Origin of the sequence: Cyanothece sp. BG0011 (genome assembly GCF_003013815.1) — a bacterium.
Lineage (GTDB): Bacteria > Cyanobacteriota > Cyanobacteriia > Cyanobacteriales > Microcystaceae > Crocosphaera.
The window spans coordinates 25,920-42,149 of the sequence record NZ_PRLH01000098.1 but is presented as its reverse complement, the minus strand read 5'-3'; the positions used below and the strand labels follow the sequence as shown (position 1 = coordinate 42,149).

The following is a 16,230-nucleotide window of genomic DNA, read 5'->3' as shown; positions in this document are numbered from 1 at the left end:
CGATTTGAGCTAAAACCACAAATAAAGTAAATAAAGAAGTATAAAAACTGAGGGTTGTTAAAATTGTATAAAATCCCCACATTAAATAAGACTTATATGTTTGATTTTTTTGAGAATTTATTAACTCAATGCACCTTAATAAAGTCGCACTAGATAAAGTAACTAAAACAGTCCACAAAGCATATTCTCTCGCCTCTTGAGCATAAAGAATATAAAAAGGAGAAATGGCAATTAATCCTAAAGAAAACCCACTCACAATGGGTTGTTTAAATAATTGCCAACTTAACCAATAGATACTAGGAAAAAGTAATAAACTAACCCAAGCAGAAAAGCTTCTAATTACTGTAATAGAATCTCCGAATACTTGTCGCCAGACTCTCACTAAAATATAATATAAAGGGGGATGATGGGGATCTTCTATTGCCAAAACTTTAAGGGTATCTCCTATAGTTTTGTGAGGATGATTTTGTAAATAGTATTGTAATTGTCTAGGTTCAAAAATGTCCCCTGTAAATAAATTATTGATCCAATCACTCATCAAAAATCCACTAATATGCAAACTGGTAAAGATTTCATCGTGCCAGTAAACTTTCTGTTCAATATTAGTCAATCTAAAAAAGATACCTAATACAAGAAAAATAAATATAATTAAGTACCAATATCGACCAGATTTTCTTAAGTAGGAATTAGGCATAATTAGAACTGTTTTGCATATTTAAAAATTTAGTTAATTCTGGCTGAAAGAGTAGCCGCACCGTTCCCGTTGGTCCATTACGATGCTTAGTTAAAAGAATTTCAGCTATTCCTCTATCTGGAGTATCAGGATTATAATATTCTTCCCGATATAACATCATAATTAAATCTGCATCTTGTTCAATCGCACCACTTTCTCGTAAATCTGACATCATTGGACGCTTATTATTCCTAGCTTCAACCGCACGACTTAACTGGGATAAAGCAATAACAGGGGCTTTAATTTCACGGGCTAATCCCTTCAAAGAACGGGTGATTTTTGATAATTCTTGGACTCTATTTTCACTTCCTGCACCTTCCATTAACTGTAAGTAATCGATCAAAACTAAACCAAATTCCCCTTTTTTTTCTGCTAAAAGACGACGAACTTGGGATCTAATTTGGGTCACTGTAATATTCGCAGCATCATCAATATAAATCGGTAAATTAGATAAAGTTCCAATGGCAATACTCAGCTTTTCAACATCATTTTGAACGAATCGACCCGAACGTAAACGGTTACTTTCAATTCCTGCTTCTGCTGCTAATAAACGCATAGAAAGCTGTTCTTTTGACATTTCTAAACTAAACATTGCCACCGGTAAATCAAAGTTTTTGGCAATATTGGCAGCCATCCCCAATCCGAACGCTGTCTTTCCCATTGAGGGGCGACCGGCTATTATAATTAAGTCAGAACGTTGCAATCCTCCCGTCATAGCATCTAAGTCATAAAATCCGGTTTCGATACCCGGAAGTGCCGTTTGTTCGTGGAGTTTTTCTAACTCATTAAAGGTTTTAATAATCGTATCAGAAATCGGAATTAACCCCTCTTGAGGACGCTTTTGAGTTAAAGCAAAAATCTTCTTTTCTGACTCATCTAAAACAATCTCTAATTCTTGTGTGGTTTCAAATCCTAAATCAACAATTTCATGACCGGCTGCAATCAATTGACGGCGCAAATACTTATCCATTACTAACGCAGCGTAACGGTCAATATTCACCGCAGAAACCGTTCTATCTAATAACTGAGTTAACTTATTGAGTCCCCCCACTTGTTCCAATAACTGATGGTCATCTAAGGTACTTTTAACCGTTAAAAAATCCGTCGGTTGTCCCTGTCCATGTAACTTTAAAGCGGCTTGATAAATTTCCTTATGGGACTGAACATAAAACGCTTCTGGGGTTATTAAATCCACCACTCTTCCCATCGCTTCAGGGTCCAGTAAAATTCCCCCTAAAATAGACTCTTCAGCTTCAATATTTTGGGGGGGAAGGGTTTGATTATCAACCATACTCAACTGAATAACACAACCTCTTAATTTTACTGCAATTTTTTGATTTAGGTAATTGTGTACTAAAGATTGAATCAGAACCCCTTGATCAGTTATGCTAAGAGCTATAAGAATAACGATTTAACCAATGAAAATCGCAATTACTGGCGCAACTGGATTTGTGGGAACTCGATTAGTCCATAGCTTAAAGGATGAAGGTCATCAATTTGTCATCTTCACCCGAAACGTTAATCGTGCTACAACCATTTATCCCCCTTCTACCTTTCCCAATGTGGAAATCGTGGGTTATAACGCCACAGAATCAGGAGAGTGGCAAGATAAGATATCAGGGTGTGATGCTGTGGTTAATTTAGCAGGAGAACCCATTGCAGAAAGGTGGAGTCCTGAACATAAAAAAGCCATCTTAGAAAGTCGTCAGTTAGGAACCCGAAAAATTGTCGAAGCTATTAGCAAAGCAAAAGATAAACCTTCAGTTTTAATTAACCCTTCTGCTGTGGGGTATTATGGCACCAGCGAAACAAAAACCTTTGATGAAAATAGCCCCCCTGGTGATGATTTTTTAGCGGAAGTTTGCCAAGCGTGGGAAAGCGAAGCACAAGAAGTCAAAAAAGTCAATGTGCGTTTAGTCATTTTGCGGTTTGGTATTGTTTTAGGCACAGAAGGGGCGTTAAGTCGCATGATTCCCCCCTTTAAACTATTTGCTGGTGGACCCATTGGCAGTGGTCGTCAATGGTTTTCTTGGATTCATATTGATGACTTGGTACAGTTACTTAAAGAGTCTTTAAACCGTTCAGGAATCGTCGGAACATTTAACGCTACGGCTCCGAATCCTGTACGAATGAATGAATTATGTGAAACCCTAGGGGAAGTGATGAATCGACCCTCTTGGCTACCTGTACCCGATTTTGCCTTAGAAGTGCTGTTAGGAGAAGGCTCAAAAGTGGTTTTAGAAGGTCAACAAGTTCTGCCAAAAGAAACCCTAGCTTTAGGATTTCAGTATCAATATCCTACCATTCAATCAGCCTTAATGGATATTGTTCCTAAAATGTAAATAGATTTTGACAAAGGCTTTTGCATGAGTGCCTTTTGCCTCAAAAAACTAATATCCCTCTTCATGGTTGACTACTTTTCCCCGAAACACGACATAATTGTAGATGTTATAAAACAACATAACAGGGATAAGAAAGCCGACAAAAACCAGCATAAACACTAAAGCACTCGGAGCAGCAGCAGCTTGATAAATAGTGATATCTGTGGGAATAATATAAGGAAAAACAATTAATCCTAAACCAATAAAACTCAATAAAAAGATCAAAATTGTCCAAACCAAAGGAGTCCGTTCTTCTCGTTGATTAAGACTTTGTATCAGTAACCAAACTAACAACAATCCTAAAATGGGAATGGCACCAAAAATATAAACCAAAGGCGCAGTAAATAAGCGTTCTCTCAAGCTTTCATAAAAAATTGGGGTAGTAATCGTAATTATAATCGCCCCTAATAATGTGGTTATTGCTGCTAACTTAGCCGTTCGATAATGGGTAATTTGCAGTTCTCCCTCTGTTTTCAAAATTAAGTAGGTTGAACCGATTAACACATAACCTTGAATCAATGTTAACGCTACCAATAGATTGCGCCAGTTTAACCAATCCCAAGTAGAACCAATAAAATGCCCCATTGCATCCACTTTAATCCCTTGAATCACCGTACCCAGGGCAAACCCTTGGCCCAAAGCAGCCAATAAACTACCTATCCCAAAAGCAAAATTCCAAAAGAATTTATTATTAGCCTGTTCTCGAAATTCAAAGGCAACGGCCCGAAAAATCAGACCGAAAATCATCATAAAAATGGGAATATACAGAGCGTTGAGAATCGTCCCATAAGCCAAAGGAAACGCCCCAAATAAGGCACCTCCCATTAACACTAACCAAGTTTCGTTAGCGTCCCAGATATTCCCTAAACTGGTCATTAAAAGGGTTCTTCGTTCCTCATTAGAACTGGTCAAAGATAGGATACCTACCCCTAAATCAAAACCATCTAACATGACATAAAGAAATAAAAACAGGGCTAAAATAACAAACCAAACTTGGGCGAGAAAATGTAATAACGGGTCCATATCAATTGTTTATTGTTGTGCTTCTACGGGACGTTGATCTTTGACAAAATTTGCTTGTTCGGTTGACATAGCCACTTTATCCTCTGAATGAGGGAGGGGTAAATCTAACTTAGGCCCTCGGCGAATAATACGACTGCCAAAATATAAAGCTGCCACCAATAAAGTCGAATAAATGACAGCAAAACAGATTAAAGAAGTCAACACATTGCTTGCAGGTAGATTAGAAGCAGCGTCAACGGTACGAACTTGTTTGTATACCGCCCAAGGTTGTCGCCCCACACACCGCACAATCCAACCGGATTCTACGGCAATATAACCCAAAGGTGCAGCGAATATCCAAGTTCTTAACAGCCATTTTCGCTGACTAATTTTTTCAGGGGATAGATTACCGATTAACCATTGCAGAAGACTCCACACCATCAAACCAGCTAAGAAAAAGCCAATCCCACTCATCACCCGAAACGAATAGTAAATTAACCCTACCATCCTAGGCCGTTCGTTCACTGGCCATTCTTTTAATCCTTGAACTGGTTCAGAAAGATTAGCCTTAAATTCTAAAATATATCCGAGTCCGTTAGGAATCGTGATTTCCCAGGGGTTGAATTCCTGTTTTTCGTTGGGTAAGGCCAGTAAACTCCAGTCCGCCGGTTGTCCGGCCGGGGAGGTTTCCCATTTCGCTTCCATGGCCGCTAACTTGGTGGGTTGATAACGATACACTTGTTCAGCACTTAAATGGCCCACATAAATTTGTAGAGGAGTGACAGCAATGGCCACCGCTAAGACAATTTTTAAAGAACGGGCAAAAAAGGCTTGATGTCGCTGGTTAATAATATACCAAGCACTAATTCCCCCAATGACAAATAACGAGGTTTCTAGGGTGGCTAAAAACATATGAGAGACACTTTTAGCCATAAAAGGGTTAAGAATAGCCTCAAAGTAATCACTCACCACAAATTTTCCATTAACCATCTCTCCCCCAGAGGGGCTTTGCATCCAAGAATTCGCCACTAAAATCCAAAACGTGGACAAATTCGCCCCAAACGCCACCATAATCGTGGCCAGATAGTGAACTGCAGGATGAACCCGTTCCCATCCGAATAACATAATGCCTAAAAATCCGGCTTCAAGCATAAAGGCCATCGCCCCTTCAAAGCCGAGGATACTGCCAAAAAAGTCCCCGACGGCTTCTGAAAAAGGGGCCCAGTTGGTGCCGAATTGAAATTCCATCGGTAAACCAGAAGCGACTCCAATACCGAAGTTAAGGACGTAGAGTTTGCTCCAAAAACGAGCATGATAGTAATAGTTAGGATTGCGAGTTTTTAACCATAACCCTTCAACCACCACCAAATAAATAGCCATCCCTGTGCTTAAAACCGGCCATAGCATATGGAAGATAGCCGTCAGGGCAAACTGCATCCGAGACAGGGTAACTGTATCTGAGAAAATATTCATTATTTGTAATTACCTTTGCATAAAGTTGGAATTGTAGTGCTATGTATTGTTTATGGAACTAATAAGACTTCTATCTGTTTTTTTACTGTTAAATGTTGCCTAAAAGATAAGTTTGCTGTTTACCCAATTTGTGGAGTCCTAACATTATCATCTAGATTAACATAAATCAATTTTTCCCAATTTGTCAAATCGACTAATTTAAAACTTATTAGCTATTTTATCCATTATCTTAATAATAATTTAAGCTTAATTCTTGGTTAAAAAAACGAAATCCGATACAGTATAGGTGTATCGGATTAAAAATTGATTAGTTAGCGCACTGCGGAGCAGATGCCTTCGGGAGCGCCTTTTAATTTCCCCTTAACCTAACCCATTTCTGTTAAGCTGCGGGTAAGGTTTTTTGAGTCTTAATGGTTTCTTTGGGTTGATCAATTTCTAGTAGTAAATTACGAATCAAACGAGCGACCATTTTTTGCAGTAACCCTTCAGCAATTTTCTGACCCATCTTTTGTGTTTCGGGCTTTCCTAACAGTTTCATTACTAAAGGAACCACTTTCATCGGATCAAAGCCGGGGGTATTTTCTAGAATTTTTAAGATATTTTGGATATGCTCTACGCTTTCGCTTTTGGCTTGTAAATCTGCTGGTGTTTCTTGAACCGCTAAACCCACTTGTTCCCTGACCATACTAGACATATTAAACCAAGTTCGACGGCTATAGATATCTAAAGCATTAATAATTTCTGTGACTAATCTTTCTCTAATAAATTCACCCCGTGGAGAGAAGAGAAAATCACTAGCCTGATCAACGACTTTATCGATATCATAATCTTGGGAATCTTTAGCATTTCTCATCAGATTTTCTAAACGATTCCAGCGAAAACTTCCTTCTTTAAATAATAAATCTTTCAAAGAAGCACGCAACTGGGGAGACTGATCAGTTAATAACCGTTTTGCTACATAAGGATAGGCTTTACTTAAGACTTTGAAGTTAGGATCAATACCAATAGCAATCCCTTCTAAGGTGACCATTGAGCGCAAAATTAAAGCATAATAAGCCGGAACTTTAAACGGAAATTCATACATCATTTCTGACATTTGATCCGTAATACTTTTAAAGTTCAATTCAGCAACACTCGATCCCAAAGCATTACCAAATACTTCTTGTAAAGCAGGAATAATCGGAGTTAGATCAGTTTCAGGCTTCAAAAAGTCTAACTTAACATAGTCATAAGCTAATGAGTCAAAATCTCGATTCACTAAATGAACCACTGCTTCAATTAAGCCATATCTTTGATAAGGTTTAATGCGACTCATCATGCCAAAATCGAGATAGGCTAATCGTCCATCTTTCATGGCCAATAAGTTGCCTGGATGGGGATCAGCATGGAAAAATCCATGTTCTAATAACTGACGTAACGAACAATTAACCCCCACTTCTACCAAGTGAGTGGCTTGAATTCCGGCTGCTTGAATTGCTGTAATATTGGTTAATTTAATACCATCAATCCACTCCATAGTTAACACCCGTCTGGCGGTGTATTCCCAATAAATTTTAGGGATATAAATCTCAGGTAAATGACCATAAAGTTCGGCAAATTCTTCGGCGTTACGTCCTTCTTGAAGATAATTAATTTCCTCAAAAATACGACCGGCTAATTCATCGGTAATAGCCACTAAATCTGAGCGAATAAAAGAGAAAGTATTTTGCGCCCAAATTGACAGATGACGTAAAATATAAATGTCTAAAGTGATGCGTTTAATTAAGTCAGGACGCTGCACCTTAATGGCAACTTTTTCCCCTGTTTTTAATTTACCAACATACACCTGACCCAAAGAAGCCGCTGCAATGGGTTTCTCTGATATTTCAGCATAAATTTCCTGGGGACTTTGGCCTAATTCTTCCTCGATAAAACCAAAAGCCACTTCATTGGGAAAAGAGGGTAATTTATCTTGTAAGGTGGTTAATTCGTCTAAATAAACAGGAGGAACTAAATCAGGCCGAGTCGATAAAGCTTGACCCACTTTAATATAAGTCGGTCCTAATTCTGTTAACATCTCCCGTAGATGAATGGCTCGTTTTCTTTCTTGCTTAGGATTTTTGCCCCTAATTTTATCCCACCATAACCCGATGGCAAAACGGGAAAATAAAACAAAAACAGTGATCAAACGGCCAATTACTTGGGGCAGACGTTTACGATAATAGTCGTTGATAATATCAGGATGATACTCCCAACTCTCAGGAGACGCATCACTCATCGGCCCTAAGTCTTCCATGTGTGCCTTGGGAATGTGACGAGGTTCTACTGTAATCGTAATCTTATCAGCATTAACTGTATCTGGAGAAAGGGTTGAGTGAGCCATAGAAATAAAATTATAAAAATCCTTTTGTAAAATATTGTAACAAGCTCTGTTCAGATTGTAGCCACTCTTTGCTAGAGCCAACCATTCGACACTGATGCAAGTATCAATAGAATAAAAAAATAAATTGAACTTTTTCAGTGTAACCATCTCTGGCCATCTCTTAAGTTTATCGCCAGAAAAGAGCTTATCTTGCTGATGATGCCTAACTAAGACAATGAAAGTTTCAATAATCTGAAAATCTCGCTAGATTATATTATAAGTAGTTAAATTATATCTATAAGAATCGTGCGAGATTTTCAATCCATTCAAGAAACAACTTACGACCTAATTGTAATTGGTGGGGGAGTCAATGGAGCGGGAGTCGCACGGGATGCGGCTTTACGAGGCTTAAAAACCATTCTCATCGAAAAAGGAGACTTTGCTGGAGGCACTTCAAGCTGGTCAACCCGCCTCATTCATGGCGGTTTACGGTATTTAGAATATTTTGAAGTTCCCCTAGTCAGAGAATCCCTGCGAGAACGGGAAATTTTATTACATACCGCTCCTCACTTAGTGAGACCCCTACTGTTAACCATTCCTATCTATAAAGATCGTTCTCGCCCCTATTGGAAAATTTGGGCAGGAATGTTTCTCTACGATATTTTAAGCGCAGATAAGACAGTTCCTTCCCATAGAATGCTCTCAGAGGAAAAATTTAAACAACTATTTCCGTCAATGGACCCGGACGGTTTAGTGGGGGGAGCGCAATATTATGATGGTCAAGTCACTTATGCAGAAAGACTCTGTTTAGAAAATATTATTTCGGCCGATGAAGCCGGGGCAACGGTGCTAAACTACGTTAAAGTGACTCAATTACACCGCGAAGGCAATAAAATCACCCATCTCACCTGTCAAGATGTCCTCACCGGGGAAGAATTTACGGTTAAGGGCAAAGATAAATGTATGGTGATTAATACTTCTGGCCCTTGGGTAGATAACGTTTGTCAGTTAGGGGTTAAAGATGGTAACAACGCACCCATCGGCAAAACCCAAAAAATTGGCGGAACCAAGGGCAGTCATATTGTGGTCGAACCCTTTGCCGGTGCGCCTGATACCAGTTTATATGTAGAAGCCAAATCCGATGGTCGTCCTTTCTTTATTGTGCCTTGGTTGGGAATGTATTTGATCGGAACAACGGATTATCGTTTCGAGGGAACTCCTGATCAATTAAAAGCAGACAACGACGAAATCGACTACTTACTGCAAGAAACCAATAATGTTATCCCCAACGCCCGTTTATCCCGTGAAGACGTAAAATTTACTTATTCTGGGGTTCGTCCTTTACCCAATGCAGAAGGGAAAAAAGCAGGAAGCATTACCCGTCGTCATATTCTCTTTGACCATAGCAAAGAAGGGGTTAACAATCTCATCTCTCTCATCGGGGGTAAGTTAACTACCTATCGTCAAGTGGGAGAAGAAATGGTTGATCAAGTCTACAAAAAATTAGGTAAGTCTGCCCCTCCGTGTCCGACCGAACGTCAACCCTTACCAGGGGCTATTCTACCCAATGATTCTTTGATTCAACAAACCGTATTAAACTATGACGATAAAGTACCTCGTCAGTCCATTAACCATCTCTTTAAGGTGTATGGAGCAAGAGCGGTGAAGGTTTTAGAGTTAGTGGACTCAGAACCCAAGTTAGGAGAATTAATTACCCCTGAGTTACCCGATATTAAAGCACAGGTGGTTTATGCAGTGCGTCATGAATATGCCCAGACTTTAGTCGATATTGCCCGTCGTCGTACCGCGATCGCTATGGAATATCATTATGGGTTAGAAGTGTTACCCACCCTCATTGATACCCTAAAAACCTATTGTGGTTGGGATGACTATAAATGTGCAACCGCTAAAGAAAATTATCTCAGTTATATGAAAAATAACTGTATTCCTGACTTTGATGACGTTAATAACGAAGTTGAACCCAGAAACTGGGATAAAGAAGAAGTTCCTCTCTTTTAATTGGTTGGTTTAATCCCCGCTAGAAGTGCGGGGATTTTTTCTAGAATTGATTAATCAGATTAAGAAGTTATGGAATCCGGAAAGTTTGCATTCTCTCTCGAGGATCGACACTAATATGAATCCATGCGGGATTTTGTCTGGTTCCATATTCACTAATCAGTTGATCAAAGCGACAATGGCTTCCAATCCAATCAGCTAACTGTTTTGTGCTGACATTTTGCGGGATAACATCGGCTGCATAGCCTTTCCGGTGTGCGCTATAAGGACTACCCCCCACTAATTCATTCAACTCAGGACAACGATAACCTGAAGTGATACTAATCGGTCCTAAAGCATCACGGGCCGGTTGTAGTATATTAAGGCAGAGTTGGCGTAGATGTTCAACTTCTGACATGGTAGGAGTATTGTCAATATTGTGTCGTTCTGCTGTTTCAGACTGAATAAACTCCCCAAGGGTAAAGTTAGGACTCAGTTGTAGATTGGAATTAATGTCGGAAGTAATACAAACATCAATTTCAGCACTATCTACCAGATGACCGTTATTATCCAGTCCCCTGGCCATAATTAACCGTTGGCCGGTGGCTGTGAATTGATAAGCGATTGACCACTTGCCATTATTAACCTGACAACTTCCTAGAAGCCATTTATCGTCTGCATAGAGTTCTACTTTAGCAATTTGTGGCGCAGCAGTTCCTTCAAAGATAATGCGATCGCCAAAGTCGAAGGTTTCACCGTCTTCGGGACTACAGATTTCAAGGGATAAGGTTGGTCTGATCTGGATTTGGGTGTGTAGTTTACGCAACAATTTCATGATTTTTTTGGCATAGTTGCCATCAGCAGCCCATTTTCCCGATAATTTGTCTACTGTGGGCGCACATCCCCTGGCAACGAGATGGAATCTGGGGTCAACACAAGCTTGTTTAAGAGGTTGTGTACAAGCATAGGCTTTCAAATGTTGAATTTGAGCGCGAACCCCTTCTTTTTCATTAGCAAACGAAGCCCCGGCGGCACCACCCCCCACTGCACCAATACCAGCAAAGTTGTATTGTTGAGGTTTAACGTCGTTACCAAAACGTAAGAATCCGGTTTCTAAGCACATTTGACAAAAAGCAATGTCATGGTTAACTCCTTCGACTTCTGCTTCATTGACATAGACTTCTGCTAATTTGTTGAAGAAACCAACATGATTGTCCGTATTATGACTTCTCAAAAAGCTATCCAATTGAGCCGCAGAAGCTTGTCCTTTACCCATAATGGCGTTGACGGGTGGGGGAATAACGGCCGTGGACAGAGTAACGGTTTTTGTATTGGTTTTCCAACCTACAGTGACATCATCAAGATCAACCGCTTTGAGATAGACAACACTACCATAGTCAATACGTCTGACATCCGATGCAATTTCAATCTTAAACTCATCCACTAATTCCATAGGAATATAGGAATTATTATTAACGAGAATGCCTTTATCTGCATAGAGTTGTCCATTGATTTCAATGTCAATGACAGGATAATTATCAGGTGAGATTATTTTGCCACCACTCCATTTAATTAATCCATTAACAATTCCCTGGGCAAAGGCTTTACGATTGTCTCGTAACAATTCCATATCAGATGAGTTATCGACAAAACATAATTCTAGCAGTAGGGAGGGAATGCTGATTTGACGACAAAAACCTAGGCTGCCATGATAGCAATCTGTATCCGGTTTTGCCCCTTGATCTCCACCATGTCGCCTTAATTTAGGAACGACTTTGCACAGTTCATCTAAGATTAATTTTGCATTGTTTTTTCGCTCATTGTTACCGACAATATAGAAACATTCTGTTCCTTTGGCTTGTCCATTACAGGCATTACCATGAATTTCTAAGGCAACGTCTCCCTGTTTGGCTCGTTGATTAATCCATTTAATGGTTTGTTTGAGGCTATAAGTATCAGGAACAGAGAAAAAATCAATATTTTCTTGATAACCTTGGGCTTTTAATTCATCTATGATCAATTGGCGAGTTTTGATCATCTCTTGGGATTCAGTGGTTCCAATCGCCGTACTCGCCCCTGGATCTCCTAAACTATGACCAGCAGAAATGAAGATTCTAGACATGACTTCACCTCATATCAAATATTAGGCTTTGGGTAAATTTGACAGGTTATTGGTAATGTATAGACTGAACAGTAGGGTTAACAACTGTCAAAATATAGAGAAGGATGGAGTTAAAATGAAGACCAAAACGGCTAAGATTTTTGTTAATCCTTTATTTAACTCTGTTTCTCTTCCTATTAATTATAATAACTCTTGATCATTTAAAATCATGACATCGAACTTGAAAAGCTTAACAAAAATTGACTTATTTGTATCTGATTCTAGTTGTGTTGAAAACACTGGCGATCTCAGTTAAGTTAGTGACCGTCTCCCTAATCTAAAATAATTCTCTATTAGTATTTTTATACCTCACTTTTATTCTTCTTGACGCATTACCCTATTGTTGAATAGGGAAAATGCCCCTGTCATTTCGTCATTATCATTTGAAACCAGGAAAAACCCAAGATAAAGCTAAATGGCTGAAATTCACGTAACTCACCTATGAAGACTTGTTTCCTAAAATGATTTATATTCGTTTGTCATTAAAATGTATAATCGGAGAAAATATAAAAAATAATCATCTAATGTCCCCTTTATCTCATCATTACTATTTAAAACAGGGGAAAACCCAAGATAAAGCTAAACTGTTAAAATTTATGCAACTCACTTATGAAGAGTTATTTCCTGAACAGTCAAATTTTACTCATCTCAGCACTACCGTCGAACAATATTTATCCTCAAAAACCCCCTTGTGGTGGATTGAGTATCAATCGGAAAATTCCACAAAATCAGAACAAGTTGCTTGTTTGTGGATGGGAACTGGAGTCGATCAAGTCAGTGGCGATCGCTACGGACACATCTTTTTAATTTATGTCAAACCGAACCATCGTCGTCAAGGCTTAGCCACCATTTTGATTGAAAAAGGACAACAATGGGTGCAGGAGCAAGGCTATCATCAAATTGGATTGCAGGTATTTGAACGGAATCAAGCTGCTCTGAAACTTTATAATAAATTAGGGTTTTCCCCTCAATCTTATTTAATGCTTAAATCTTGGAATATTAACGAATAAAGACATTTTTTAACGATTACCCAATCCTACCATTATTAATCAACTCGCTGATTGAGTCTAAAATTCGTTATGATGCTTTAACAAGTCGCCTACTGTGAGAAGTGAGACGGAAATGAATAAACATCATAGCTTAAAATCAAAACCTTCTTTAAGAAAAACCCTGCTTAGACAAGGCATCACTGTGGTTAGTGGACTGGGTATGTTAACTGGTAGTTTAGGATTCAATGGGGCGATCGCCTCAACGGAAACCCTAGTTATTCCTGAAAATCCAACCCCTACCGTTAAACCTGAACCCGCTGCCCCACCTCCGACAAAAGTGCCGAAAGCCTCTCCCTATGTTCCCCCGACTGCGGCTAGTAGTCCAAAACCTGTACAAACAAGCACCTCTAATAAACCCAATCAACCCAAAGTTTCCCCAAAACCCTCGGTTTCTCAGACTCGTGAAACCGCTAAACCTCAAGTTAAATTATCGGCGCCGAAAATTTTAGATCCCCAAACCTCTAAAAACGAACCCCCTCAAACCTTAAAACAGGCCCTAACTCAACCTAAAAACATCCAGTTATCTCCTGCTGTTACCACCGCAGGGGGTCAAAATAGTTATATTGATACCAAAAGCTACGGTAATCCTAATCCCACCATTACCCGACCCAATAAAGTGGTCTTAACCGAACGCTCCACCGGTTGTCAAACCATTGCCCAAAACGGTCAGTTATCCGGTGGAAACTGTGGCACTATCGCGCCTCAAAAACCAGTGGCTCAACAGCCCAAAGTTCAAGCACCTCGACAGTTAGCGTCCCGTCGAGTTACCTTAGCCTCTCGTCAAACTCAAGCAACCACCAAAGTAGCGCAAACGGTCAGTTCTTCCCCACAAGTTCAACCGCTACGGTTAAAACGCCGTCCCATTAGCTCTGAACAAGTAGTGAGTTTAGAACCCATTCAACGTCAGGGTTTATCCATCGCCTTAGAACCCTTACCCCGTTATAACCGCGCCGCTTCTATGTATGGGGCCACTGCGCCCCAAGCAGGCAAAACCGACTTAATCTTTCCCTTACCTGTAGTGGCCACCATGACTTCTGCTTTTGGTTGGCGGACTCACCCTATTTCTGGAACCCGAAGAATGCACAATGGCACTGATTTTGGCGCACCTTTGGGAACCCCTGTATTAGCAGCCTATGCTGGCGAAGTGTCTCACGCTGACTGGTCTGGGGGTTATGGGTTAATGGTGGTCTTACGTCACTTAGAAGGAACCCAAGAATCTCGTTATGCTCACCTTTCTGATATCTTTGTGCAACCTGGAGAATGGGTCGAACAGGGGACAGTTATTGGACGACTGGGTAGTACCGGTTATTCCACTGGGCCACACCTCCATTTTGAGTGGCGACACCTGACTGAACAAGGATGGGTGGCCGTTGATGCGGGCCTTCATCTAGAGTACGCTATGAATAATTTAATGCGTGCCATGCAGTTAGCTCAAGCCAGTGAAAGCCCTGAAGGGTAAGGGAATGTAGAATGTAGAATGTAGAATTAAGAATTTAATTATTTCTACATTCTTAATTCTCAATTCTTAATTCTCTTTATGCTGCTTCTTCTAAACTAGATTCTTCAATTTTCTCAAGATGACGACTGGTTTTAGGGGGAATGGGTAAGTTGTGTCCGCTATGAAAATCTTCTTGAACTTTGTAGGTTAAACGGGGAGAGATTTGACGAACAATTTGGGTTAACAGGCGATCGCCTGTTTTCTGGATCATCGATAAGGGCAACTTATGAATAAATTTAGGAAATTGTACCGCTACATCCATTCCTAAGTGCCATTCTACCTTGGTAATTATTTCAGGCAACTGGGTGTTATTTTGTTTTTTAAAGGCTTTTTTTATCCCTGCACTGGCTACATGACTGGGAACTTCTTTAATGGTCATGGAGGCTTGATAATCAACCTCGTAACCTAAATAAGGTTCATCCGGAATAGGAATACTGTGCATATTATAGATCCCATTGATCGAAGGTTCTAGAACAACGGCTAATTTAGGTTCTACATCATAACCAAAAGAACCAAATCGCCCCACCGTTAAAATATAACCGTTATTGCCGATGGGTTCGGTTTTCATCGGCGCAGCACAACGACAAAACCATCCTTGATGAGCGTTAAGATAGTTAGCGACTGTATCAGCATCGCTATACATTTCCATATACCCTGCAAATTGGGTCTTAAAATGAACAGGAGTCGCTTCTAAGGGTTCAGTAACTTTTTGCTCTTCAAGATGGCTTACAGACCCCTCAGAGACATTATTCGGATGATTATTGAGCCATTGACATTGCATAACGATTTCTTAACCAGTTAGTTGACAGAGATTTTGAGATAGGGATTAGGTCATCAGACTTCTTGACCGTTACGAAAGTTATGAAACTTCATACAATAAAGAAATGTTACAGTATCCATTTTAAATGAAGTCAAAGGAGTGTGATGATGAAAGCATTAGTCGCAGGTGGAACCGGACAGACAGGTCGTAGAATTGTCCAAGAGTTGGTCAACCGTCAAATTCCTGTCAGAGCATTGGTCAGAGATCAAGACAAAGGAAAGAACATTTTACCCCCTGAAGTCGAGTTAGCGGTGGGGGATGTCCTTGACGTGGACAGTTTAACCAAAGCCATGACAGGATGCACTGTCTTACTGTGTGCAACGGGTGCCACACCGAGTCTTGATCCTAGCGGACCTTACCAGGTGGACTATCAAGGGACAAAAAATTTAGTTGATGTTGCTAAAGGGCAAGGAATAGAACAGTTTGTGTTAGTTTCTTCCCTGTGTGTCTCGCAATTTTTTCATCCCCTTAACCTTTTTTGGTTAGTTTTATACTGGAAAAAACAAGCAGAAACCTATTTAGAAAATAGTGGCTTGAAATACACCATTGTCCGTCCTGGTGGTCTTAAAAACGAGGATAACTCAAATCCAATTTTAGTGTCATCCGCAGATACTCTGTTTGAAGGGAGTATTCCGAGATCAAAAGTGGCTCAAGTTTGCGTAGATTCTCTGTTCAAAGATGACTATCAGCAACGAATTCTAGAAATAATTACTCAACCTAGTGAAGCTTAAATCCATGAAAAAACAGCTATCTAACTCAGGGTTTTAATTATTACTA

12 protein-coding genes are annotated in these 16,230 nt (G+C 39.9%); 5 read left to right on the top strand and 7 right to left on the bottom strand.

The window, feature by feature from the left end:
- Positions 1 to 610 (bottom strand): glycosyltransferase family 39 protein (locus tag C4E06_RS12995; protein ID WP_198648634.1); only part of this gene is annotated, 610 nt, incomplete at its 3' end.
- A gap of 76 nt (positions 611 to 686) precedes the next feature.
- A complete protein-coding gene (gene dnaB, locus C4E06_RS12990; protein WP_107668451.1) occupies positions 687 to 2,024 on the bottom strand; it encodes a replicative DNA helicase in 1,338 nt (445 codons plus the stop codon).
- Between the two features lie 127 nt (positions 2,025 to 2,151).
- On the opposite strand from dnaB, the gene C4E06_RS12985 reads away from it, so the two are divergent.
- Entirely contained in the window at positions 2,152 to 3,075 is a 924-nt protein-coding gene (locus C4E06_RS12985; protein WP_107668450.1) for a TIGR01777 family oxidoreductase, read from the top strand.
- A 48-nt stretch (positions 3,076 to 3,123) separates the two neighbouring features.
- Here C4E06_RS12985 and cydB read toward each other — a convergent pair whose 3' ends face one another.
- The 3 genes from cydB to C4E06_RS12970 all read right to left on the bottom strand — a co-directional run bounded on the left by cydB (position 3,124) and on the right by C4E06_RS12970 (position 7,951).
- A complete protein-coding gene (cydB, locus tag C4E06_RS12980; protein WP_107668449.1) occupies positions 3,124 to 4,137 on the bottom strand; it encodes a cytochrome d ubiquinol oxidase subunit II in 1,014 nt (337 codons plus the stop codon).
- A gap of 9 nt (positions 4,138 to 4,146) precedes the next feature.
- On the bottom strand, positions 4,147 to 5,589 hold the full coding sequence (locus C4E06_RS12975) for a cytochrome ubiquinol oxidase subunit I (RefSeq protein WP_107668448.1): 1,443 nt from the start codon (positions 5,587 to 5,589) through the stop codon (positions 4,147 to 4,149).
- A 379-nt stretch (positions 5,590 to 5,968) separates the two neighbouring features.
- Positions 5,969 to 7,951 carry an AarF/ABC1/UbiB kinase family protein gene (locus C4E06_RS12970; RefSeq protein WP_107668454.1) on the bottom strand — a complete coding sequence of 661 codons (1,983 nt, stop codon included), beginning with the start codon at positions 7,949 to 7,951 and terminating at the stop codon, positions 5,969 to 5,971.
- A 285-nt stretch (positions 7,952 to 8,236) separates the two neighbouring features.
- Between C4E06_RS12970 and glpD the strand changes: the two genes are divergently transcribed.
- Entirely contained in the window at positions 8,237 to 9,949 is a 1,713-nt protein-coding gene (gene glpD / locus C4E06_RS12965) for a glycerol-3-phosphate dehydrogenase (protein WP_107668447.1), read from the top strand.
- Between the two features lie 67 nt (positions 9,950 to 10,016).
- Here glpD and C4E06_RS27325 read toward each other — a convergent pair whose 3' ends face one another.
- Positions 10,017 to 12,047 (bottom strand): N-acetylmuramoyl-L-alanine amidase, encoded by a 2,031-nt coding sequence (locus tag C4E06_RS27325; RefSeq protein ID WP_157951153.1) that lies wholly within the window; start codon positions 12,045 to 12,047, stop codon positions 10,017 to 10,019.
- 563 nt (positions 12,048 to 12,610) lie between these two features.
- Here C4E06_RS27325 and C4E06_RS12955 point away from each other — a divergent pair.
- Positions 12,611 to 13,096, top strand: coding sequence for an N-acetyltransferase (locus C4E06_RS12955; RefSeq protein ID WP_107668446.1), 486 nt, complete (start codon positions 12,611 to 12,613; stop codon positions 13,094 to 13,096).
- A 112-nt stretch (positions 13,097 to 13,208) separates the two neighbouring features.
- The gene (locus C4E06_RS28775; RefSeq protein WP_107668445.1) at positions 13,209 to 14,594 is read left to right on the top strand and encodes a M23 family metallopeptidase; all 1,386 of its coding nucleotides are present in this window, start codon (positions 13,209 to 13,211) and stop codon (positions 14,592 to 14,594) included.
- 76 nt (positions 14,595 to 14,670) lie between these two features.
- Here C4E06_RS28775 and C4E06_RS12945 read toward each other — a convergent pair whose 3' ends face one another.
- The gene (locus C4E06_RS12945) at positions 14,671 to 15,414 is read right to left on the bottom strand and encodes a DUF1997 domain-containing protein (RefSeq protein WP_107668444.1); all 744 of its coding nucleotides are present in this window, start codon (positions 15,412 to 15,414) and stop codon (positions 14,671 to 14,673) included.
- A 146-nt stretch (positions 15,415 to 15,560) separates the two neighbouring features.
- Between C4E06_RS12945 and C4E06_RS12940 the strand changes: the two genes are divergently transcribed.
- Positions 15,561 to 16,184, top strand: coding sequence for an SDR family oxidoreductase (locus C4E06_RS12940; RefSeq protein ID WP_107668443.1), 624 nt, complete (start codon positions 15,561 to 15,563; stop codon positions 16,182 to 16,184).
- Positions 16,185 to 16,230 lie beyond the last annotated feature (46 nt).

Coding starts and splice junctions, on each gene's coding strand:
- dnaB (WP_107668451.1), bottom strand. CDS start 2,024: ATGGTTGATAATCAAACCCTTCCCCCCCAAAATATTGAAGCTGAAGAG.
- C4E06_RS12985 (WP_107668450.1), top strand. CDS start 2,152: ATGAAAATCGCAATTACTGGCGCAACTGGATTTGTGGGAACTCGATTA.
- cydB (WP_107668449.1), bottom strand. CDS start 4,137: ATGGACCCGTTATTACATTTTCTCGCCCAAGTTTGGTTTGTTATTTTA.
- C4E06_RS12975 (WP_107668448.1), bottom strand. CDS start 5,589: ATGAATATTTTCTCAGATACAGTTACCCTGTCTCGGATGCAGTTTGCC.
- C4E06_RS12970 (WP_107668454.1), bottom strand. CDS start 7,951: ATGGCTCACTCAACCCTTTCTCCAGATACAGTTAATGCTGATAAGATT.
- C4E06_RS27325 (WP_157951153.1), bottom strand. CDS start 12,047: ATGTCTAGAATCTTCATTTCTGCTGGTCATAGTTTAGGAGATCCAGGG.
- C4E06_RS12955 (WP_107668446.1), top strand. CDS start 12,611: ATGTCCCCTTTATCTCATCATTACTATTTAAAACAGGGGAAAACCCAA.
- C4E06_RS28775 (WP_107668445.1), top strand. CDS start 13,209: ATGAATAAACATCATAGCTTAAAATCAAAACCTTCTTTAAGAAAAACC.
- C4E06_RS12945 (WP_107668444.1), bottom strand. CDS start 15,414: ATGCAATGTCAATGGCTCAATAATCATCCGAATAATGTCTCTGAGGGG.
- C4E06_RS12940 (WP_107668443.1), top strand. CDS start 15,561: ATGAAAGCATTAGTCGCAGGTGGAACCGGACAGACAGGTCGTAGAATT.